General features: G+C 68.1%; 17 protein-coding genes, 1 tRNA gene and 1 other RNA gene. 7 read left to right on the top strand and 12 right to left on the bottom strand.

The annotated features are described in order from the left end of the window. Window positions 1-71 precede the first annotated feature (71 nt). Both OK17_RS12195 and OK17_RS12190 read left to right on the top strand, forming a co-directional pair. A complete protein-coding gene (locus OK17_RS12195; RefSeq protein ID WP_461417605.1) occupies window positions 72-1,454 on the top strand; it encodes an FAD-binding oxidoreductase in 1,383 nt (460 codons plus the stop codon). Then, complete coding sequence (locus OK17_RS12190; protein ID WP_232715692.1) at window positions 1,451-2,770, top strand: class I SAM-dependent methyltransferase; 1,320 nt, start codon at window positions 1,451-1,453, stop codon at window positions 2,768-2,770. Before OK17_RS12195 ends, OK17_RS12190 begins: the two co-directional genes overlap by 4 nt. Window positions 2,771-2,852: 82 nt before the next feature. Here the strand turns inward: OK17_RS12190 and OK17_RS12185 are convergent, their stop codons facing one another. From OK17_RS12185 to OK17_RS12160, 6 genes are all read right to left on the bottom strand, one after another. After that, window positions 2,853-3,584, bottom strand: a complete 732-nt coding sequence (locus OK17_RS12185; protein WP_232715693.1) for a M15 family metallopeptidase — start codon at window positions 3,582-3,584, stop codon at window positions 2,853-2,855. Window positions 3,585-3,616: 32 nt separating this feature from the next. Next, a complete protein-coding gene (locus tag OK17_RS12180; RefSeq protein WP_461417601.1) occupies window positions 3,617-6,271 on the bottom strand; it encodes a DNA polymerase III subunit gamma and tau in 2,655 nt (884 codons plus the stop codon). Window positions 6,272-6,314: 43 nt separating this feature from the next. Beyond that, window positions 6,315-7,775 (bottom strand): glycosyltransferase 87 family protein, encoded by a 1,461-nt coding sequence (locus OK17_RS12175; protein WP_232717301.1) that lies wholly within the window; start codon window positions 7,773-7,775, stop codon window positions 6,315-6,317. Between the two features lie 112 nt (window positions 7,776-7,887). Next, window positions 7,888-9,162, bottom strand: coding sequence for an aminotransferase class I/II-fold pyridoxal phosphate-dependent enzyme (locus OK17_RS12170; protein ID WP_461417600.1), 1,275 nt, complete (start codon window positions 9,160-9,162; stop codon window positions 7,888-7,890). 71 nt (window positions 9,163-9,233) lie between these two features. Next, window positions 9,234-9,328, bottom strand: an RNA gene (ffs, locus tag OK17_RS12165) — signal recognition particle sRNA small type. Between the two features lie 158 nt (window positions 9,329-9,486). Then, window positions 9,487-9,575 (bottom strand) — tRNA-Ser (locus OK17_RS12160). An 80-nt stretch (window positions 9,576-9,655) separates the two neighbouring features. On the opposite strand from OK17_RS12160, the gene OK17_RS12155 reads away from it, so the two are divergent. Both OK17_RS12155 and OK17_RS12150 read left to right on the top strand, forming a co-directional pair. Continuing rightward, window positions 9,656-10,504 carry an NmrA/HSCARG family protein gene (locus tag OK17_RS12155; protein WP_461417599.1) on the top strand — a complete coding sequence of 283 codons (849 nt, stop codon included), beginning with the start codon at window positions 9,656-9,658 and terminating at the stop codon, window positions 10,502-10,504. 101 nt (window positions 10,505-10,605) lie between these two features. Next, window positions 10,606-11,562, top strand: coding sequence for a calcium/sodium antiporter (locus OK17_RS12150; RefSeq protein WP_461417598.1), 957 nt, complete (start codon window positions 10,606-10,608; stop codon window positions 11,560-11,562). A 31-nt stretch (window positions 11,563-11,593) separates the two neighbouring features. Here OK17_RS12150 and OK17_RS12145 read toward each other — a convergent pair whose 3' ends face one another. Together OK17_RS12145 and OK17_RS12140 are read right to left on the bottom strand one after the other, a co-directional pair. Continuing rightward, window positions 11,594-12,676 carry a DNA polymerase domain-containing protein gene (locus tag OK17_RS12145; protein WP_461417597.1) on the bottom strand — a complete coding sequence of 361 codons (1,083 nt, stop codon included), beginning with the start codon at window positions 12,674-12,676 and terminating at the stop codon, window positions 11,594-11,596. Between the two features lie 3 nt (window positions 12,677-12,679). After that, complete coding sequence (locus OK17_RS12140; RefSeq protein WP_461417596.1) at window positions 12,680-13,732, bottom strand: ATP-dependent DNA ligase; 1,053 nt, start codon at window positions 13,730-13,732, stop codon at window positions 12,680-12,682. A gap of 145 nt (window positions 13,733-13,877) precedes the next feature. Here OK17_RS12140 and gluQRS point away from each other — a divergent pair, with 145 nt between their 5' ends. Next, window positions 13,878-14,795: a tRNA glutamyl-Q(34) synthetase GluQRS gene (gene gluQRS / locus OK17_RS12135; RefSeq protein WP_461417595.1), complete on the top strand. Its 918-nt coding sequence runs from the start codon at window positions 13,878-13,880 to the stop codon at window positions 14,793-14,795. A 3-nt stretch (window positions 14,796-14,798) separates the two neighbouring features. Here gluQRS and OK17_RS12130 read toward each other — a convergent pair whose 3' ends face one another. The 3 genes from OK17_RS12130 to tgt all read right to left on the bottom strand — a co-directional run bounded on the left by OK17_RS12130 (window position 14,799) and on the right by tgt (window position 18,769). Further along, window positions 14,799-15,809, bottom strand: coding sequence for a hemolysin family protein (locus OK17_RS12130; RefSeq protein ID WP_461417594.1), 1,011 nt, complete (start codon window positions 15,807-15,809; stop codon window positions 14,799-14,801). Further along, the gene (locus OK17_RS12125; protein ID WP_461417593.1) at window positions 15,802-17,226 is read right to left on the bottom strand and encodes a hemolysin family protein; all 1,425 of its coding nucleotides are present in this window, start codon (window positions 17,224-17,226) and stop codon (window positions 15,802-15,804) included. The genes OK17_RS12130 and OK17_RS12125 overlap by 8 nt, the downstream gene beginning before the upstream one ends. Window positions 17,227-17,512: 286 nt before the next feature. Then, complete coding sequence (gene tgt, locus OK17_RS12120) at window positions 17,513-18,769, bottom strand: tRNA guanosine(34) transglycosylase Tgt (RefSeq protein ID WP_461417592.1); 1,257 nt, start codon at window positions 18,767-18,769, stop codon at window positions 17,513-17,515. A gap of 117 nt (window positions 18,770-18,886) precedes the next feature. Here tgt and OK17_RS12115 point away from each other — a divergent pair, with 117 nt between their 5' ends. Next, window positions 18,887-19,396 (top strand): hypothetical protein, encoded by a 510-nt coding sequence (locus tag OK17_RS12115; protein ID WP_461417591.1) that lies wholly within the window; start codon window positions 18,887-18,889, stop codon window positions 19,394-19,396. A 49-nt stretch (window positions 19,397-19,445) separates the two neighbouring features. Further along, window positions 19,446-20,243, top strand: coding sequence for a MerR family transcriptional regulator (locus tag OK17_RS12110; RefSeq protein WP_461417590.1), 798 nt, complete (start codon window positions 19,446-19,448; stop codon window positions 20,241-20,243). A gap of 23 nt (window positions 20,244-20,266) precedes the next feature. Here the strand turns inward: OK17_RS12110 and OK17_RS12105 are convergent, their stop codons facing one another. After that, window positions 20,267-21,082 (bottom strand): tyrosine-protein phosphatase, encoded by an 816-nt coding sequence (locus OK17_RS12105; RefSeq protein WP_461417589.1) that lies wholly within the window; start codon window positions 21,080-21,082, stop codon window positions 20,267-20,269. Window positions 21,083-21,134 lie beyond the last annotated feature (52 nt).

The raw sequence follows: 21,134 nt of genomic DNA, 5'->3' as shown, positions 1-21,134 counted from the left end.
TCCTCGGGACGAAACGATTGGCGGGCGAACTGATCAAGTCCTAGGCTAACCGGGTGAGCTCTGGCTTGGAGATGGGGGGACAGGCATTTGACCAGGGGGTGTCCACCCTACTGGCCAGCTATCGTGCCATCCCTCCGAACGCGACCGTGCGCCTTGCGAAGAAGACGTCGAACCTCTTCCGCAAGCGCGCAGCCAACCCACATCCCGGACTGGACGTCTCCGGACTCGACCGGGTGATCTCGGTCGATCCCGACGCCCGCACCGCCGACGTCGCCGGGATGTGCACCTACGAGAACCTGGTCGCGGCGACCCTCCCCTACGGTCTGGCACCCATGGTGGTCCCGCAACTCAAGACGATCACGCTCGGCGGCGCGGTGACCGGCCTCGGCATCGAGAGCACGTCGTTCCGTTCCGGACTCCCGCACGAGTCGGTGTCGGAGATCGACATCCTGACCGGCGACGGGGAGATCATCACCGCGACGCCCACGAACGAACACGCCGACCTGTTCTTCGGTTTTCCCAACTCCTATGGGACGCTGGGTTATTCGGTCCGCCTGCGCATCGAGCTGGAACCGGTGAAGCCGTACGTCGCGCTGCGTCACGTGCGGTTCAGCTCGATCGCCGAGCTGCAGGCGACGATGGAGACCATCGTCACCGAGAAGACCTACGACGGCGAGCAGGTCGACTACCTCGACGGAGTCGTGTTCTCCGCCGACGAGTCCTACCTCACGCTCGGACGCCAGACCGACGAAGAGGGCCCGGTCAGCGACTACACCGGGATGGACATCTTCTACCGGTCGATCCAGAACAAGACCACCGACCGCCTGACGATCCACGACTACCTCTGGCGCTGGGACACCGACTGGTTCTGGTGCTCCCGTGCTTTCGGGGCCCAGAACCCGAAGATCCGCCGCTGGTGGCCGAAGCGCTACCTGCGCAGCAGCTTCTACTGGAAGCTGATCGGACTCGACCAGCGCTGGGACATCGGCGACCGCCTCAACGCCCGCAAGGGCCTCCCGCCGGGTGAGCGGGTCGTCCAGGACATCGAGGTGCCGATCGAACGCACCACCGACTATGTCGAATGGTTCCTGGACAACATCCCCATCGAACCGATCTGGTTGTGCCCGCTGCGCCTTCGCGAGCCGGCCCTGCCCGGTTCGGGTCCGGCGCGCCCGTGGCCGCTCTACCCGCTCGAACCGCGGCGCACGTACGTCAACGTCGGCTTCTGGTCGGCCGTGCCGGTCACCCCGGGCGACCCCGGGCACACCAACAAGGTCATCGAACGCAAGGTCGCCGAACTCGACGGCCACAAGTCGCTGTACTCGGAAAGTTTCTACGGGCCGGAAGAGTTCGACGAACTCTACGGCGGAGAGAGTTATCGGCTCCTGAAGAAGCGGTACGACCCCCGCGGCCGCCTTCTGGACCTCTATGCGAAAGCGGTGAAACGCCAATGACGACATTCAGAGACGCACCGATCGGAGCAGACTCCCAGACCGGGAAGATGTCCCTGGCGGAGATCTTCGAGACCCTCCTGGGCGGCAACCTGTCGATCCGGATCTCGGCGTACGACGGCAGCAGCGCAGGCCCGGCCGACGCCCAGTACGGCCTCAACCTGAAGACCCCGCGCGGCACCACCTATCTCGTCACGGCGCCCGGCGACCTCGGCCTGGCCCGCGCCTACATCGCCGGCGACCTCGAACTCGTCGGCGCACACCCCGGCGACCCCTACCCCGCCCTGAAGGCGCTCGCGAGCGATCTGGACTTCCACCGCCCGTCGCCGCTGGCCCTGGCCCAGATCGCGCGCTCGCTCGGCATCGAACACTTCAAGCCGATCGCCCCGCCGCCGCAGGAGGCCGTGCCGCGCTGGCGTCGTTTCGCGGAAGGACTGCGCCACAGCAAGTCTCGTGACGCCGAGGTCATCCACTACCACTACGACGTCTCGAACACCTTCTACGAGTGGGTCCTCGGCCCGTCGATGACCTACACATGTGCGGTCTACCCCGACCGCGACGCGTCGCTCGAGACCGCCCAGGACAACAAGTACCGCCTCATCTTCGAGAAGCTGCGCCTCAAGCCCGGCGACCGACTCCTCGACATCGGTTGCGGGTGGGGCGGAATGGTCCGCTACGCCGCCAAGCGCGGTGTGCACGCCATCGGTGCGACGCTGTCGGCCGAGCAGGCCGAGTGGGCACAGAAGGCCATCGTCGACGAAGGACTCTCCGAGTTCGCCGAGGTGCGGCACAGCGACTACCGCGACATCACCGAATCCGGTTTCGACGCGGTGTCGTCGATCGGCCTGACCGAACACATCGGCGTCGGCAACTACCCGGCCTACTTCGGCTTCATGCGCGACAAGCTGCGCCCGGGCGGAATGCTGCTGAACCACTGCATCACCCGGCCCGACAACGCGAGCCGCAGCAAGGCCGGCACGTTCATCGACCGCTATGTGTTCCCCGACGGCGAGCTCACCGGCTCGGGCAAGATCATCTCCAAGCTCCAGGACATCGGCGGCATGGAGGTGATCCACGAGGAGAACTTCCGCGAGCACTACGCGATGACCCTGCGCGACTGGAACATCAACCTCGTCGATCACTGGGACGAGGCCGTGGCCGAGGTCGGCGAGGGCACCGCCCGCCTGTGGGGACTGTACATGGCGGGCTGCCGGATCGGCTTCGACCGCAACATCATCCAGCTCCATCACGTGCTGGCGACCAAACTCGACAACCATGGCGGCCATCAGGTTCCGCTGCGGCCCTGGTGGAACGCCTGAGCCTGCTCGACCAACGAGACCCCGTCGGATGCCCGGCGGGGTCTCGTCGTTCGCACCCCCGCATCGTTCACGCCGGGGCGTCTCAGACCAGCGGGACGTCGACGATCGGCCGGCGCACGTCCGCGCCCGGGCCGTCGAAATGCCACCACTCACCGGAGTAGACGGTCAATCCCCCGGCGGCCATCGCCTGACGCAACCGGGCCCGCGCTGCCTGGGCCGATGCCGAGACCCCCTGCGTCGCATACGCGGTCGCGCGTGGGGTGAACGAGTCGAAGTCGGTGCCCATGTCGACGCGACAGACATTGCCAACCTTGCGCGGGGCCGGACAATTCGGGCTGCGTACCGCGAGGGTCACGTCGACCGAGCGTCCGGTCTCATGGCTGGTCGAGTACGGACCGGGGGCGGCGACCCACGCCGGGTCGGGAACTTTCTCAAACATCCTCTGCTGCACCGAATGTGGTCGGTAGCAATCCCAGAACACCAGCGTCTCACCGCGGGCCCGGAGTTTCTGGGCCGCGGTCCTCAGACCCGGGACCATCGATTCGTGCACCAGACAGCGAGCATTCGGCGGATAGAGACGCTCACCGACGAAGTTGTGGGTCGTCGCATAGCGCAGATCCAACGCCGCATCCGCGACGACGGTCTTCACGTCGACGAGTCCGACCGCGCGGGCCTGCTGATCGACGGTGTGCCGCAGGGTGGGCGACGGCGAGTCGACGGGAGCCGCCTCGGCACAAGCCATCGACAACGTCAGCGCCGCCACCACCACCGCTGCCGGCGCCGTGGCCAGACGTAGGACCGATCGGATCTGCATCTCTGCGTTCTACCAGCCCTTCGTCTCGACGGTCATTCGATCGGCCGTGCCCCGAGTTCGGACTTGAGGAGTTCGAGCGCGACCTGATCGGGGTCGAGGCGCTGCTCGGGCGCCCCGGTACGGGCATCGGCGACCATCTCGGCACGCTCCTCGTCGGGGATGTCCTCGTCCGCGCGAGGCGGTTCGGGCTCCTCCGGCTCGGCCACCGGTTCGGGTGGCGGCGGCGCGGCCGCCGACTGATCACGAGACCTGCTCGGACGCGAGTACGACTGCCGGGGTTTGGCCTGCTGTTTCGCGGCCTGTGCGCCACCCGGCGCCGACGGCGCGACCGCTGTGCCCGGAGCCTGGTGCACCGTCCGCACGTCCAGTTGGGTGCCGAAGACCTCCGCGAGAGCCTCGCGGATGATCGTGACCGCGTGCGGCGCCGAGAGACGTCCGACGAGCACCTCGACCGGGTGTCCGAGCACCACCGTGGTGCCCTCGAGATCGGCGATGACCGCCGCCGACAGCATCGGCTCGAGACTCTTGGAACGCTCCCGCACCGCGGCCCGGATCTCCGGGTAGCGCTTGCGGATCGCGTCGGCGTCGAGCCCGCCCGGGGCAGCCGGCTCTGGCTCCGGTTCCGGTTCGGGCGCCGGTTCGGGGCGCTTCGCCCGGGCCGGCATCGCATCGGGCGGTGGAACCGAGTACTCGTCGACCGGCTCATCCGGCAGCGGGATGTCGTCGGGGTCGGCCGACCGGGCCGGCGCGGCGGCAGGTTCCCGGGTCGGCTCCGGAGCCGGTTCGGCCACCGGGGCACGCGAAGGCGGTTCCGGCGCCGTGGGGGTTCCGCCGTTCCGGACCGCCGGACGCACGGGTTCCGGTACCGGCTGCGCCGGCGTGGCGGCCTCCGCTTCGGGTTCGTCCCAGGGGACGTCGAGAGTCGGTGCAGCAGCGTCGACTTCGGGAGAATCGGTGCCGGTGGTCCCGGTGTCCGGGGTGTCGAGATCCCCGAGATCGAGCGCCTCCGGTTCCACGAGCGCGTCGGGTTCCGGAAGCGCGTCGGGATCGGGAAGGGCGTCCGGATCGGCGATGGCGTCGGGCGCGGGTTGCTCGACGATCAGTTCTTCGAGCATGTCCGCGTCGTCGGTCTCGACGGCAGCGGCTGCGTCGGCCTGCGGTGCGGCAGCGACCGGTTCGGCGGGCGGGGCCGGCTCTGACTCGGGAACCGTGGGCGCAGCGGCGGGTTCGGCCGGAGTCGATTCGGCTGCCGCGGGCTTCGCCACCGGCGCAGGCGGTTCGGGCGCGGTGGGTTCCGGTGCGGTCGGCATCGGCGGCGGAGCAGCAGCCGGGGCAACCGGGGCAGATGCGGCCGGTGCGACCGGGGCGGATGCGGCCGGCGCGACCGGGGTGTCGGCCTCGGCGGCCTCGGCCGCAGCGCGACGTGCCTCCTCTGCGGCCTTCGCCTCCTCCATCGCCTTGCGCTGCGACGGACGCACGAACTTCGGTTCCGGTTCGGGCTCAGCGGGTTTCGCGGGCACGGGGATCGAGGTGGTGCCGATCCCCGACTCCAGACGCTCGAGCCGCTGCAACAGGGCCGCGTCGTCGTTCGACACTCCGGGCAGCAGCATGCGCGCGCACATCACCTCGAGGAGGAGCCGCGGCGACGTGGTTCCGCGCATCTCGCCGAGGGCGTCGTGCACGATCTCGGCGAAGCGCGTCAACGAGGCGGGGCCGAGCGTCTCGATCTGGCCCCGCATGCGTGCGAGCTGATCACCCGGCGCCTCGACCAGGCCGCGGTCGGCGGCATCAGGAACGGCCTGCAGGAGGATCAGGTCGCGGAGCCGTTCGAGGAGATCGACCGCGAAGCGTCGTGGATCGTGACCCGCGTCGACGACCTTCTCCACGGCGCCGAACAGCGCGGCGCCGTCCGCCGAGGCCAGCGCCTCGACGGCGGTGTCGATGAGCGCGACGTCGGTGACGCCGAGCAGCGCCAGCGCACGCTCGTAGGCGACGCCCTGGTCGTCGGCGCCGGCGAGGAGCTGATCGAGGATCGACAACGAGTCACGCGGCGAACCACCGCCGGCACGGATGACCAGCGGATAGACCTCGGGCGCGACGGTGACGCCCTCCCGCTCACAGATCTTCTCCAGCAGCCCACGCATGACCGGCGGGGCGAGCAGACGGAACGGGTAGTGGTGCGTTCGCGAGCGGATCGTCGGCAGCACCTTCTCGGGTTCGGTCGTCGCGAACACGAAGATGAGGTGCTCCGGCGGCTCCTCGACGATCTTGAGCAGCGCGTTGAAGCCGGCGTTGGTCACCATGTGCGCCTCGTCGACGATGAACACGCGGTAGCGCGACTCGGCCGGCGCATAGAACGCGCGGTCGCGCAGCTCGCGGGTGTCGTCGACGCCGCCGTGGCTGGCCGCGTCGAGTTCGATGACGTCGAGGTTGCCGGGACCGCCGGGGGCGAGGGCCACACACGATGTGCAGGTGCCACAGGGACGCGAGGTGGGGCCCTCGACACAGTTCAACGAGCGCGCCAGGATTCGCGCCGACGACGTCTTGCCACACCCGCGCGGACCGGAGAAGAGGTACGCGTGATTGATGCGCCCCGAGTCGAGGGCACGGCTCAACGGGTCGGTGACATGCTCCTGCCCCACGACGTCGGCGAAGGTAGCCGGGCGATAGGTGCGATACAGAGCCACGCGTCGAGAGTACCGGCGACCCGTGACATCGGATGCGCCTGCCTCACACTGTGGGCGACGCCCCTGCGTCGGGTGCTTCACCCATCGACTCGCCCGCGGTTCCGACCAGGTCATCGGCCATCTCGTCGACCTGGTTCATCCGCTCGGCATCTGCGCGTACCGACGGTTCGGCGACCCGCGGACCCCCGCCCTCGGCCGGCTCGGTGGGCAGGCCGCCGTCGGCGATGACCGCGGCCGCGACCCCGGGTGCGATGACCGCGGCCGGATCGGCCGTGGGGGTCGAACGAGAGCCGAAGAGCCGAAGTGCGACGACCGTCGCGATCAGGATTCCGACATACGCGAACAGATAGGGACTGACGGTGAACCAGTTGAGCCAGGTGACCCGCGTCTTCACGTAGAGCCCGGTGTAGTAACCGTCGGGCACGAGCGCCGGGACGTGGGTCGGCCACGCGAACGCGAGCAGGACGAGCGCCACCGCACCCACCGCCGCCAGGCCCCGCTCGACCTGGCTTCGTCTCAGGTCGAGGGCCAGGTGGACCCCGATCACCACGATCGGGGTGAACCAGACCCAGTGGTGCCCCCACGACATCGGCGACACCACGCATGCGGTCATGCCGACGATGCTGATCGCAAGCAACTCCTGGCCCCTGCGGTGGGCGTAGGTCGCGACCGCGAATCCCGCGACGAGGGCGGTCAGCGCCAGGGCTCCCCACAAGAGAGTCGACGGGTGGTCGGTGTCGAGGTGGTTGGCGAGCATCCCGCGGATCGACTGGTTGCCGCGCAGTTGCGCCGAGCCGACGCGTTCGGACTGGAACAACTTGCCGGTCCAGTACGCCCATGAGTCACGCGGCAGGATGACGAACCCGACCGCCACCGTCATGACGAAGCCGCCGATGACACCGAAGAACGCTCGCCAGTTGCGTTGCACCGCGTAGTAACCGGCGAAGATCAGCGGCGTCAGTTTGATCCCGGCGGCGATGCCGGCACCGACTCCCTTGGTCCTGCTGGTGTCGGGACGGGTGAGGTCGGCCAGGATGAGCAGCATCAGGAAGACATTGATCTGGCCGTACCAGATGGTGGTGCGCACGGGCTCGAGCAGCATCGCCACCGCGACGAGCGACATCGCGATGACCCGCAACGGCCAGGTCACCGACCGGCCCAGGCTGCGGAAGCTCAGCATGACCACGAGATAGAGGGCGACCACGATGCCCGCGGTCCACAACCATCGCGCCACGTCGAACGAGATCCACGCCAGCGGGGTGAACAGCAACGCCGAGAACGGCGAATACGTGTAGTCGAGGTCGCCGACCATCTTGACGTCGTACAGACTGGCGCCCTCGGTGACCGCCTGAGCACCCTGCCGATACACGGCGAGATCGATCTGGTTGTTCAGCAGACCCCAGAACTGGGCTCCCCAGGGCACGACAACGTCCTGGAGGGCGAGTGCGATGACCCCCACGATGGCGAAACCGGATGCGAGAAGAACCGGCCTGGGCAGATTCACGATTTACAAGAGTGGCATAAGAGTCGGTGCATACCGGCTCACTCGCCGCCGAATGAGAGCTATCTAACGCCGATTCGGCGTTTGAGAGCGGCGTGTCGGCGAGACGAGTGGCTCAGCTGCGCTCCGCCAGCAGGGTCTCGGCCGAGGCGAGGAGCACACACGTCGCGACCCCGTCCATCGCGGCCCGCAGGTCGTCGGTGTTCGGGAAGGTCGGCGCGAGGCGGATGTTCCGGTCGTGCGGATCGGTCTTGTACGGGAACGCCGAACCGGCGCCGGTCAGCGCGATCCCGGCTTCCTTCGCCAGTTCGATGGTGCGGCGGGCGGCGCCATCGACGACGTCGAGGCTGATGAAGTAGCCACCCTCCGGCTCCGACCACGAGGCGACCTTCGACTCGGCCAGCCGGTCGTCGAGGATGTCGAGCACCAGCTGGAACTTCGGCGCCAGGATCTCGCGGTGGCGCGCCATGTGGGCGCGCACGCCGTCGGCGTCGCCGAAGAACTTGAGGTGACGCAGCTGGTTGACCTTGTCCGGGCCGATGGTCTTGAAGCCGAGGTACTTGCTGAACCACGCGAGGTTCTCGTCCGACGACCCGAAGAACGACACGCCGCCGCCGGCGAAGGTGATCTTCGACGTCGAGCCGAGGACGTACACGCGGTTGGGATGACCGGCCTCGGCGGCCATCTCGAGGACGCGCAGCGGCGTCGGCGGGGCCTCCACGAGGGTGTGCACCGCGTAGGCGTTGTCCCAATAGATGCGGAAGTCGGGTGCCGCGGGCATCTCGAGCAGACCGCGGGTGACCTCTTCGGAGAAGGTGACGCCGGTCGGGTTGGAGTAGGTGGGTACCGCCCACAGCCCCTTGATGCTCAAGTCGTTGGCGACGAGCTCGGCGCAGAGGCGCACGTCGGGGCCGTCGGGAAGCATCGGCACCGGGATCATCTCGATGCCGAAGCTCTCGGTGATCGCGAAGTGACGGTCGTATCCGGGGGCCGGGCACAGGAACTTGATCTTCTGGCGGCCCCACGGCTCGTCCGAGTCGGCGGTGCCGTGCAGCAGGCCGAAGACGGTGAGGTCGTGCATGAGCTCGAGACTCGAGTTGCCGAACGCGATCAGGTTCGCGGGATCGACGGCGAGCAGCTCACCGAAGATCTCACGCAGCTCGGGCAGGCCGTTGAGGCCGCCGTAGTTGCGGGTGTCGGTGCCCTTGCCGTCGCGGTAGTCGTCGCCGGGGAGCGAGAGCAGCGCGTTGGAGAGATCGAGCTGTTCGGGAGCGGGCTTGCCGCGTGTGAGGTCGAGTTTCAGACCCAGAGCGGCCAGCTCGTCGTAACGCTTCTTCAGATCCGCCTGGGTGTCACGTAGTTGGTCGGCACTCATCGAGTGGTAGTTCAACGTCTGGACCTTCCGCGGCACGACGCCGGTGCGGGTGTCCGACGCCGCAGACCTGAAATATGAATCTGGGATATAGGGGACCCCGCGCACCCGAGAGAGCCCGTTGACCCTTGCTGCCTTCCGGCCCTGGGGGAGTTCACAGGATGCACGCCGCGCGGGATCCGTCGTCCAGTGTAGCGAGGGTTCACAGACGGGTGACACCGGGTGGTCACCACCCCTCGGCGGCCCCGGTCTGCGCAGGCGATGCGGGTGTTCGGCACCCGGGGATACGACGAAGGTCCGCGGTGCGACTCCCTTGCGGGGTTGTGCACCACGGACCTTCGGTGGCGGAGGATAGGGGATTCGAACCCCTGAGGGCTGTTAACCCAACCCGCGTTCCAGGCGAGCGCCATAGGCCACTAGGCGAATCCTCCAACGTCGAGATGATAGCCGCCGGGCGCTCCCACACCCAAACCCGCTTGCCAGGCGCTCGGTCGGCACTAGGGTCGGGGGCATGTCCGATTCCTCTCCCATCGTCGTGATCGGAGCGACCGGCGGTCAGGGCGGCGCCGTCCTCGACGCGCTGCTCGACGCCGGTTTCACCGTGCGCGCGGTCGTCCGCGACGCCGTGTCGTCGAAGGCTGCGACGCTCGCCGACCGCGGTGTCGAACTCGCCGTCGGCGACATCGTGAGTGGCGTAGGACTCACCGACGCGTTCACCGGGGCGGCGGGCGCCTTCGCGCTGACGACGCCGTTCGAGTCCGGCGTCGGCGCCGAGGTCGCCCAGGGCACCGCGCTGATCGAGGCGGCCACCGCGTCCGCCCTCCCCTATCTCGTCTTCTCGTCGGTGGCCTCCGCCGGCCGCGACACCGGAGTCCCCCACTTCGATTCCAAGTTCGAGGTCGAGCGGATGCTCGCTGCCACCGACATCCCGCATACGATCGTCGGACCGGCCTACTTCTACGACAACCTGCTCGCCGGGTCCGACGCACTCGCCGCCGGCGTGATGCCGATCGCGATGCCCGCAGACAAACCGCTGCAACAGCTCTCGCGCCGCGATCTCGGCCGGTTCGTCACGACGCTGTTCGGGGACCCGGGCGCGTACACCGGTGAACGCATCGACCTCGCCTCCGACCAGCCGACGCCGGCGGAGATGGCGCAGATCGCCGGCGACGTCCTCGGGACCAGGGTGAGCGCGGAATCCTATGATCCCGAACGCATCCCGTCGCCCGACATGAGCGCCATGTTCCGCTTCCTCGGCGATCGCGGTTACGAGGTCGACATCCCCGCACTGCACCGCCGGTTCCCCGGTGTCGGTTGGCAGACCTTCGCGGAGTGGGCGGGCGAGTCACTCCGGCGGTGACCCCGCGACCCAACCCGGCCACCCTCCGACCCGCCGATGCCGCATGATCATCGGGTGCTGCGCATTAGCGACCTCTCCCGGGTGACGAGAGGAATGCCCGAGTGCTCCTAGACGCCGGTCTCGTTCTCGTCGGGCTCGCCGGGCTGGTCCTCGGCGCCGAACTCCTGGTGCGGGGCGGCTCGGCGATCGCCACCCGACTCGGGGTTTCTCCCCTCCTGGTGGGACTCACCATCGTCTCGATCGGGACGAGCATGCCCGAACTGGCGGTCGGCATCGATGCCGCGTTCAGCGACGCCGGGCCACTCGCGGTCGGCAACGTCGCCGGCACCAACATCGTCAACATCCTGCTGATCCTCGGACTCTCGGCGGCCATGGTGCCGCTCGCGCTGGGTCGCCAGACGCTCCGCATGGACCTGCCGACGATGTGCCTCAGCGGCCTGCTGCTGCTGGTCTTGAGCCTCAACGGATCTCTCGGCCGGCTCGACGGCCTCCTCCTGCTGTCTCTCGCGGTCGTCTACACGGCCGCCGCCATCCGCTGGGAACTCAAGCAGCGGGCCACGGCCGTCGAAACCGAGATCGCCGAGGAACTCCCGGCGACCGGCGGGCCGCTCTGGAGCCGGCTCCTCCAACTGCTCGGCGGGATCGGGGTCATCGTCCTGGCCGCCGACTGGCTGGTGCGGGGGTCGGTCTCGATCGCCACCGACCTCGGTGTGAGCGAGGCGTTCATCGGTCTCACCATCGTCGCCATCGGCACGTCGGCACCCGAACTCACCACCACGATCATGTCGACCATCCGCGGCGACCGCGATCTTGCGATCGGCAACCTCATCGGCTCCAGCGTCTACAACATCGTGTTCATCCTGGGGCTCACCGCCGTGATCAAACCGATCGACGTCACCGACGAGCTGATCCGGGTCGACATCCCGCTCATGGCGGCGGTCGCGATCCTCTGCGTACCGGTGTTCCTCTCCGGGCGTCGTGTATCCTGGTGGGAGGGAATCGGTTTCGTCGCGCTCTACGCGGTCTATCTCGGTCTGCTCATCGCCTTTCGGACCTAGAGCCCCGGGACAGGCGAAGGCCATCGGGGTCTCAGTCCCCGATCCGGTTGCCCTTCTCGTCCCAGTGCTCGGCGACCTTCTTGCTGGGCTGCACCCGCGGTGGTTCTCCGGGCATCTTCGGATAGCTGGGCGGATAGGGCATGTCGGCCAGCCCGTTCGCATCGTCCTCCTGGACCATCTCGAGCAGTTTCTCGACGCCGCGACGGTGGTCGGCGATGTCGGCCCACGGATCACCGCGATCCTCCAGCAACTTCGGGACGGTGGCCATGGTGCAGTCGTCGGGATCGACATCGGCCAGTTCGTCCCACGTCACCGGCGTCGAGACCCGTCCGATCGCGCTGCGGCGGACGGAGTAGGGCGAGGCCATCGTGCGGTCGCGGGCATTCTGGTTGTAGTCGATGAAGATCCGTTCCCCGCGTTCCTCTTTCCACCACGAGGTGGTGACCCGGTCCGGGTCGCGGCGTTCCAGTTCACGGGCGATCGCGATGACACAGCGCCGCGTGGCGATGAAATCCCACAGCGGCTCGATGGGGACGTAGACGTGAATCCCGCGCCCACCCGAGGTCTTCACGTAGCCCGTGAAGCCGAGCTCGTCGAGAAGCGGCTTCAGCCCGTCGATCGCCACGTTCCGGACGTCGTCGAAGGTCGTGCCGGGTTGCGGGTCGAGGTCGATGCGGAGCTGGTCGGGATGGTCGTTGTCCGGGTGCAGGGTCGGCCAGGTGTGGAAGGTGACCGTCCCCAGGTTCGCCGCCCACACCAGGTCGGCCGGCACCGTCGGGCGGATGGCGTCCCCGGTTCGTTTGGACGGGAACACGATCGGCGTGGACTGCACATGCTCGGGCCGCTTCTTCGCGATGTGCTTCTGGTAGATCTCCTCCCCCTCGACACCGTCGGGGAAGCGTTGCAGGAACGTCGGCCGGTCGCGCGTCGCGCGCATGAGCGGACCGTCACCACTGTCGTCGACGCCGAGCGCGAGCGTCCGGTAGTAGCCGACGAGATCCCGCTTGCGGCCACCGTTCTCGCCGAGCTCGGGGAAGTAGATCTTGTCCGGGTTGCTGAGACGGACGGCGACCCCGTCGACGTCGAGCTCTTCTGCGGGAGAACGTGATGCCATCGGTCATTCTCCTTCGAGGACGTCGTGCAGGTCGTAGGTGAGGGGGACCTCGAGCTGGTCGTAACCGCAACTCTCCGGGTCCCGGTCCGGACGCCAGCGGAGGAACTTCACGGTGTGCCGGAAGCGCTGGTTCTCCATCTGGTCGTAGGCGAACTCCGCGACCAGTTCGGGGCGGATCGGAATCCACTCCCCCGACTTCTCCGACCGCCAGCGGGTGGGTTCACCCGGTGACGGCTTGTCCGGGTCGAGGCGCATCGGCTCGAACATCTCTTGCAGTTCAATGCGTTTGGCGTCGGAGAAGGCACCCGCTCCCCCGACCATGCGCAACTCGCCGTCGTCGCCGTAGAGCCCGAGCAGCATCGAGCCGATCCCCCTGCCGGACTTGTGGATCCGGTAACCGAAGATCACGCAGTCCGCGGTCCGCTTGTGTTTGATCTTCAACATCTCGCGCTTGTTCTCGACGTAGAGGCCGTCGAGCCGCTTGGCGACGACGCCGTCGAGGCCGGCGCCCTCGAAGGCGGAGAACCAGTCCTCGGCGACCGACGGATCGCTGGTGACACGGCTGACGTGTATCCGCCGATCCCGGCCGCCGGGTCCGACCGCGCGCAGCAACGCCTCTCGACGGACCTCGAACGGTTCTCCGTTCACCGCCGTCGATTCCAGGGCGAGGGCGTCGAAGCCGATGAAGATCGCCGGCGTTTTCTCGGCGAGCATGTTGACCCGCGACTCGGCCGGGTGGATGCGCTGGGCCAGCGAATCCCAGTCGAGCCGGTGCGTGTCGCCGATGAGTGCGGGCACCCCGATCTCGCCGTCGAGGACGACCTTGGCGGGCAGCTCGGCCTTCGCCGCGGCCACGATCTCCGGGAAGTACCTGGCCAGGTCTTTCCCGCCGCGGGAACCGATCACCACCTCGTCGCCGTCGCGGAAGATGAGCGCGCGGAAACCATCCCACTTCGGTTCGTACGACCACGCCGTTTCACCGTCGGGCTGCTGCGGCACAGCGGTGACCGCCTTGGCCAGCATCGGGGCTACGGGCGGCATGACCGGAAGATCCATGGCTTCACTGTTCCTCACTTCTCCGGGCGCTGGCAACGATCCGCCCGGAACTCCGGGGTGACCGTCAGCTCTGACGCTGGGACAGACCACCGTCGCGCCCGGTTCTCATCGCGGGACGTCGACACGACGCGGTAACCTCGACGCGATGTCGACACAGCACGCAGCGGGCCGGTATGCGCCGTCCCCGTCGGGCGACCTCCACGTCGGCAACCTCCGTACGGCCGTGCTGGCCTGGTTGTTCGCCCGCACCACCGGCCGCCGGTTCCTCATCCGCATGGAGGATCTCGACCGCGCGGTCGCCGGCTCCGACGCCCGGCAACTCGACGATCTCGCTTCGCTCGGCATCGATTGGGAGACACCCGTCGTCTACCAGACCGCCCGCCGGGACATCTACCGCGACATCATCGACCGGCTCCGGGACGCCGGACGCACCTTCGAATGCTTCTGCACTCGCCGGGAGATCCTCGAGGCACCGTCGGCGCCGCACGCGCCGCAGGGCGCCTACCCCGGCACCTGCCGGACCCTCACCGACGCCGAGCGCGCCGAGAAGATCGCCGCCGGTCGACCACCCGCGATCCGCATCCTGGCCGACACCACCGAGTTCACCGTCACGGACCTGCTCCACGGCACCTTCACGGGCATGGTCGACGACTTCGTCATCCAGCGCAACGACGGCACCCCCGCCTACAACCTGGTCGTCGTCGTCGACGACGCCGCCCAGGGGGTCGATCAGGTCGTCCGCGGCGATGACCTGCTGTCGTCGGCCCCGCGGCAGGCCTACCTCGCCACGTTGCTCGGCGAGACCCCGCCGACCTACGCCCATGTGCCGATGGTGCTCAACACCGATGGCGTCCGGCTCTCCAAGCGCGACGGAGCGGTGACCCTTGCCGACCTCGCGGCCGACGGGGTCACCGCCGGCACCGTCCTCTCGCACATCGCGCGCTCACTGGGCCTCGCACGTCCCGGCGAAACTGTCGACCTTCTCACGCTCGCAAGCCGTTTCGACCCCGGCGCCCTACCCCGCGAACCCTGGCTGCTGGGGCCCACGGAGTGGTCGTCGTGACGGTCAAGCGGTCGTCGCCAGCAATCTCTGCAGCAGGTCGTTGAGCGTGATCAGCCCGATGGCCCGACCGGAGTCGGTGACCAGCGCGAGGTGGGCGCGGCGTTCACGCATGGCGGCGAGCGCCTCGTAGACCGGTTGGCCGGACTCGATCCGGAGCACCGGACGCATCAGATCGGCGGCAGTGGCATCCGGCTCTGCGCGCAGGCTGTCGCGCACATGCACGACGCCGTGCACCGGCCCGCGGTCGGCGTCGCGCACCAGCAACCGAAGATGTCCCGAAATCCGTCCGGCCGTCTGGATCTCGTCGGCACTCGCGGTCGGCAGCACCGCACCCAGCGTGTCACTGGGCGTGACCACATCGCCGAGGGTGAGCGATTCGAGTTCGAGCGCGCTGGTCAGATGCGCGAGATAGCGCTCGTCGAGAGTCCCGACCGTCGCCGAGTGTTCGACGAGGTGACGCAGCGCGTCGCTGTCCTGCCCGGTCGCGACCTGGTCCACGGGTTCGACGCCGACGCGCCGCAGACACCAGTTGGCCAGATGGTTGAGCTGGACGATGATCGGCCTCGTGAGCCACATGAAGGCGCGCATCGGCAGGGCCAGCACGATCGCCGACCGCTCCGGGTGCGCGATCGCCCATGACTTCGGGGCCATCTCGCCGACCACCAGGTGCAGGAAGGTCACGATGATGAGCGCCAGCACGAAGCCGACGATGTCGGCGGACCAGTACGGCAGGCCCCAGTTCTCGAACAGCGGCGTGAGCCAGTGGTGGACTGCGGGTTTGGTGACCGAACCCAGCGCGAGTGTGCAGATCGTGATGCCGAGCTGTGAACCCGCGAGGAGTACGGACAGCTCCGATGCACTGCGCAGGGCGGCACGGGCGCTGCTGCTCGTCGCAGCCTCGTCCTCCAGACGGTGGCGTCGGGCCGCGATCAGTGCGAACTCGACGGCGACGAAGAAGGCACTCGCCGCGATCAGCGCGACGGTGATCACCCCGATGACCCACGGGTTATCCATTGTCGGTCTCCCGTCCGGTGTCCGATGCCGTTGCGTCGGTGCTCACTTCGGTCCCGAGTGACATCGACACCAGAGCCGGCACATGCTTGTCCACCTCGAGCACCTCGACGTGCACCACGCGGGGTGGCGCCTCCTCGTCGTCGAGGAGCGAGGCCGGATCGGGATCGATCGTGATCTCGACGGTCTCCCCGACCTCGGGTAGTCCCACGAACTCGGCGATCACCAGACCGGCGATCGTCTCGTAATCCCCTTCGGGCAGTTCCCATCCGGTCGCACGGGACACCTCGTCGACGTGGGCGTCGCCTCGGACGCGCCAGCCGTCGGCGGTCTTCTCGATCGCCGCGGACGCCTCCGGGTCGTGTTCGTCGTCGATCTCGCCGACCAGTTCCTCGGCGATGTCCTCGGCGGTCACGACGCCGGCGAAACCGCCGTACTCGTCGATGACGATGGCCATCTCCTCATGTGCGGAGGAGAGGTTCTCCAGGACCTCCGGCAACGGCAGGGTCGACGGCACCACGACGGCGCGGCGGCAGAGATCACCCGCGGTGGCCGTCGGAACGGCCTTCGAGGGTTCTTTCTTCAGCGCGTACGACCATTCGAGGAGGTCGGGAAGATGGACGACGCCGAGCACCTCGTCGTCGTCCCCGGCGACCGGGTACCGGGTGTGCCCGGTGCTCATCAGCGCGAGCACCTCGGACGCGGGCAGCGACGCATCGACCTGATCGGTGTGCGGACGCGGAATCATCGCGTGTTCGGCTGTGCGCGTAGGGAACTCCAACACGCGGTCGAGTAGTACGGACAGATCCTCGGGCAGCTCACCGGCGTCGCGGGACTCGGCGACGATGTGTTCGAGGTCGCGGACCGACGCCGAGTGCTCGACGTCGTGGACCGGCTCGATGCGCAGGGCGCGAAGCAACAGGTTCGATGCCTTGTCGAACAGTGCGATCAGCCAGCCGAAGACGGCCAGATAGATCGTGGTCGACCGGGCGAGCCACAGCGCGACCGGTTCCGGTCGGGCGATCGCGAGGTTCTTGGGGAACAGCTCACCGAAGACCATCTGCACCACGGTGGAGAACAGGATCGCGATGATCGTGCCGATCACGACACCGACGCCCACGGGAATGCCGACGTTGCCAAGCAGGTCGCCCACGCCGGAACCGATCAGTGGTTCGGCGACGTAGCCGACGAGCAGGCCGGTGACGGTGATGCCGAGCTGGGCCCCGGACAGCATGAAGGAGGTGCGCCGGGTGACGGAGAGTGCGCGTTCGGCGGCGGCGTCACCGGATTCGGCGCGCGCCTTCAGGCGGGAGCGGTCGACCGCCATGAAGCCGAATTCCTGGGCGACGAAATAACCGGTGACGGCGGTGATCGCGAGGACCACGAGAATTCCCAGGAAGATTCCGAGAACGGTCAGCATGTCGCCATCCGATCAGCGTCGACGCCTGGGGCGCCGGGAGGGATCTCGCAGAGGACTGCGGGTCCGGAGTCCGGGTCAGGGTCCGGTTCGGAACAGGGTGCGGACGGGTGTCGTCGGCGTTTTCGGCGCTTTGCGCGTCTCATCGTCTCTCTCGCTGGTACTCGAATACCCCTACAGGGTGCCGAGTGTTCGGGGGTGTTCGCAACCTCGTTGCGATGGATTCACAACGAATCACCGTGGCGCACGGTTCCAGCACGTGACCCACCCCACGCCGATTGCCGACCCGTCAGTCCCGCGTCGAACCGTAGTACCGCCGCAGGAACTCGTCGCGGTACTCGACATACGTGCCGTTCTCGATCGCCTGGCGGGCGCGGTCGACCAGCGTGACGATGAACGACACGTTGTGCAGGGTCGCGAGCGTCGGGCCGAGACCCTCCTTCGCCTTGAACAGGTGATGCAGGTAGGCGCGGCTGTACTGCGAGGTGTAGTTCTCGATCTCGGGATCGAGTTGCCGGAAATCGTTGCGGTACTTCGCATTTGTGATGTTGTACCGACCGTCGAGCGAGTAGATCGCACCGTTGCGGGCGACGCGCGTCGGTGACACGCAGTCGAAAGTGTCCACGCCGTTCTCGATGGCGGTGAAGATGTCATCGGGCTCGCTGATGCCCAGCAGGTGCTTGGGCGCGTCCTCCGGCAGTTCGTCGTTGACCCAGCCGACGATGGTGCCCAGGTTGTGCTTCTCGAGCGCGCCGCCGATGCCGTAGCCGCCGAAGCCCTTGCCGCCGGCCTCCCGGTCGGCCTCGCTCAGCGCGACGAGATCGCGGGACGCCTTGCGCCGCAGATCCTCGTACTGGGCTCCCTGGATCACACCCCACAACGCCTGCTGGGGCCGATGCGCACGCTCGATGCTCAGCCGGTTGTGCTCGGCCAGGCACCGAATTGCCCACAACCGGGTACGCTCCAGCGAACTCTCCTGGTATGCACGGGTGTTCATCAACGTGGTGAGCTCGTCGAAGGCGAAGATGATGTCCGCACCGAGCTGGTGCTGGATCTGCATCGACACCTCGGGGGTGAAGCGGTGCGCCGAACCGTCGAGGTGTGACTTGAAGGTGACCCCGTCGTCGTCGACTCGCGAGAGACGTTCCTTGCCCTCGGCGATGAGCGAGTCGTCAGGGCTGACCTCCATCGCGATGACCTTCTTGAAGCCGGCGCCGAGCGACATGACCTGGAACCCGCCACTGTCGGTGTAGGTCGGGCCCGACCAGTTCATGAAGGCACCGAGCCCGCCGGCCTGATCGATGATCGCGGGGCCCGGCTGCAGGTACAGGTGGTACGCGTTCGCGAGGACGGCCTGCGCACCCAGTTCGGCGACCGACTCGGGCAGGACGGTCTTCACCGTCGCCTTGGTACCGACCGGCACGAAGGCGGGGGTCTGGATCGCGCCGTGCGGGGTGTTGATCACCCCGGTGCGGCCGCGGGTGCCGGGCAGGGTGGTGCCGACGGTGTAGGCGGGGTCGGCGACTTCGGTTCCGGTACTGCTCACCGGTGCATCCTCCCAGGTCGGTGGCCTCCACCCAAACCGACGACGTCGCCGTCGGGCCCGTCTGCGCCCTCGACGACCTATCGCTGCGGCGTTCCGCCATTCGATACGGTGGGGGCCATGTCGTGCAGAACGCGCCGCGCCGTCGCCTCCGGGGCCAGGGTCGCCACCACCGCACTCGGCCTGTCGTTGGCCCTGTTCACACTGTCCGCATGCGGTTCGGAACAGGATGTCACCGACACTTCCGCGAGCGACAGGAACGGCGCGGCCGCCTCTGCGGAGCAACCCGCCGACGCCCCGTCGACCTCCGCACCCGTGGTCCCGGGTCGCAAGCCCGCGTCGGCCCGTCCCGACTCGGTCACATCAGGTGCCGACGCGGACGAATCGACCCAGGGCGGCCCCGGCACCACCTGCGGCAGCATCCCCGGCCCCGACGGCGCGCTGCGGGTCCTCATCCTGGCCGGCGACGTCGACTGCGACAAGGCGAAGTCGATCGCCGACGAATACGGCCCCAAGATCGTCACCGGCACGCAACAGTCGGTGAGCGGCTGGACCTGCGGGCCGTCGGCGCTGCAGGGCGTGCTCGCCGCCTGCCAGAAGGACACGACGGTCATCGGTTTCGCTCCCTGACCCCAACTCGCTTGACCCTCACGCGACGTCAGACCCCAAGGTTGCTCATGTGAGTGAAGAGAAGCACCACCCGCTCGGCACTCCTGCGTCGGACCTGACCGTGGGCGTCGTCGCGGGGATGGTCGGGGTCAGTGTCCGCACACTGCACCACTACGACAGGATCGGTCTGGTGACGCCGTCGCGCCGCACGCCTGCGGGATACCGCGTCTACGACGACGCCGACGTCGCACGGCTCTACCGTGTCCTCACCTATCGTGAGCTGGGCTTCTCACTCGGGCGGATAGCGACCCTGCTCGACGATCCCAATGCCGACGAACTGCATCAACTCCGCGCGCAGCACGAGCTGCTCACCGACCGGATCGATCACTTGCACCGGATGGTCGCAGCGGTGGAGGAGATGATGATGTCGAAGAAGCAGGGAATCCGGCTGTCCGCGGCCGAGCAACGCGAGATCTTCGGCGACGACTGGCGCGGCGAGGAGTACGCGGCGGAGGCCGAGGAACGGTGGGGCGAGACCGACGCGTGGCAGGAGAGCCGCAAGCGCGTCGTCCGGTTCTCGAAGGAGGACTGGCGGCAGATCAAGGCCGACGCCGATGACCTCGAACGGCGCCTCGCCGACGCGATGCTCTGCGGACTCACACCCGGTTCCGCCGAAGCCGATGCCCTGGCCGAGGAGCACCGCGCACAGATCGGCCGGTTCTACGACTGCACCCACGAGATGCACGTCGGCCTCGCCGACATGTACGTCGCCGACCCGCGTTTCACCGCGCACTACGACGAACAGGCGCCCGGGCTCGCCGTCTACCTGCGCGAGGTCATCCGGGCCAACGCCGAGAAACACCTCTGATCACGACGCCGCCCGGTCTCCGGTCATTCGTCCAGGTAGCGCTTCCGGAGCAATTCCGGCACAGCGGGATCCAGCCCCAGGCCGTCGCGGAAGTAACCCTCGATGTCGCCGAACTGCACGGTCATCTCCTCGAAAGCTCCCTCGAGGTAGTTCCGCTGGACGCCGAGGATCGGCTTCAACACCTCGGGGTCGCCGCCGGCCGCCTGGAACGCGGCGAAGACCGGATGCAGTGCCGGGATGAGCTCGTCGTTGGTGAGGAGGTAGTCCTGGAACACCTCGTCCCGGCCGACGCCGAGCACGGTGAGGAAGGTTGCGGCCGCCCAACCGGTCCGGTCCTTTCCGGTCGTGCAGTGGAACAGTGCCGCACCCGGCTGTGCGGGCTCCGCGAGCGCACTGAACAGCCGGTGATAGGCGGCGTGGGCACTGGGCAGGCTCAGAATCTGTCGATAGGTGCCCTCCATCAGCTCGGCCGCCTTGCCTCCCCCGAGTGCCTCACTCGCTGCCGCGACCGCGGCCGGATCGGCGACCACCTCGTTGAGGCGTGCCGGGATCGCGGTCGACGAATCGGCCAGCACGTCCAAGGGGACCTCTGCGACGCCGGGCAGTGCCGGGTCCGGCGCAGCCGAACGCTCGGCAACCGTGCGGAGGTCGTAGACGGCCGTGATACCCAGCGCGTCGAACTTGGCGAGGTCGTCACCGGCCAGTCGGTGGAGCTCGGTGGACCGGAAGACCAGACCGGGTCGGACCCGGCGTCCATCGGCGGTCGTCCATCCGCCGAGGTCCCGGAGATTCGGCACGGTGGAAAGAGACAAGGCGTGGGCGTGGGTGAGGTCGGTCATGACGAGAGATTCTGACAGGCCGAGTAGTGCCCCATAGAGTGGTGTAACTCGG

This window comes from Gordonia sp. GN26 (genome assembly GCF_054823965.1).
This window is presented reverse-complemented; position numbering and strand designations above follow the sequence as displayed.

Bases quoted from the DNA above. Each gene is read 5' to 3' on its own strand.
- OK17_RS12195 (WP_461417605.1), top strand. From the start codon at position 72: ATGGGGGGACAGGCATTTGACCAGGGGGTGTCCACCCTACTGGCCAGC.
- OK17_RS12130 (WP_461417594.1), bottom strand. From the start codon at position 15,809: ATGGATAACCCGTGGGTCATCGGGGTGATCACCGTCGCGCTGATCGCG.
- OK17_RS12140 (WP_461417596.1), bottom strand. From the start codon at position 13,732: ATGGATCTTCCGGTCATGCCGCCCGTAGCCCCGATGCTGGCCAAGGCG.
- OK17_RS12185 (WP_232715693.1), bottom strand. From the start codon at position 3,584: ATGCAGATCCGATCGGTCCTACGTCTGGCCACGGCGCCGGCAGCGGTG.
- OK17_RS12190 (WP_232715692.1), top strand. From the start codon at position 1,451: ATGACGACATTCAGAGACGCACCGATCGGAGCAGACTCCCAGACCGGG.
- OK17_RS12125 (WP_461417593.1), bottom strand. From the start codon at position 17,226: ATGCTGACCGTTCTCGGAATCTTCCTGGGAATTCTCGTGGTCCTCGCG.
- gluQRS (WP_461417595.1), top strand. From the start codon at position 13,878: ATGTCGACACAGCACGCAGCGGGCCGGTATGCGCCGTCCCCGTCGGGC.
- OK17_RS12155 (WP_461417599.1), top strand. From the start codon at position 9,656: ATGTCCGATTCCTCTCCCATCGTCGTGATCGGAGCGACCGGCGGTCAG.
- OK17_RS12145 (WP_461417597.1), bottom strand. From the start codon at position 12,676: ATGGCATCACGTTCTCCCGCAGAAGAGCTCGACGTCGACGGGGTCGCC.
- OK17_RS12115 (WP_461417591.1), top strand. From the start codon at position 18,887: ATGTCGTGCAGAACGCGCCGCGCCGTCGCCTCCGGGGCCAGGGTCGCC.
- OK17_RS12105 (WP_461417589.1), bottom strand. From the start codon at position 21,082: ATGACCGACCTCACCCACGCCCACGCCTTGTCTCTTTCCACCGTGCCG.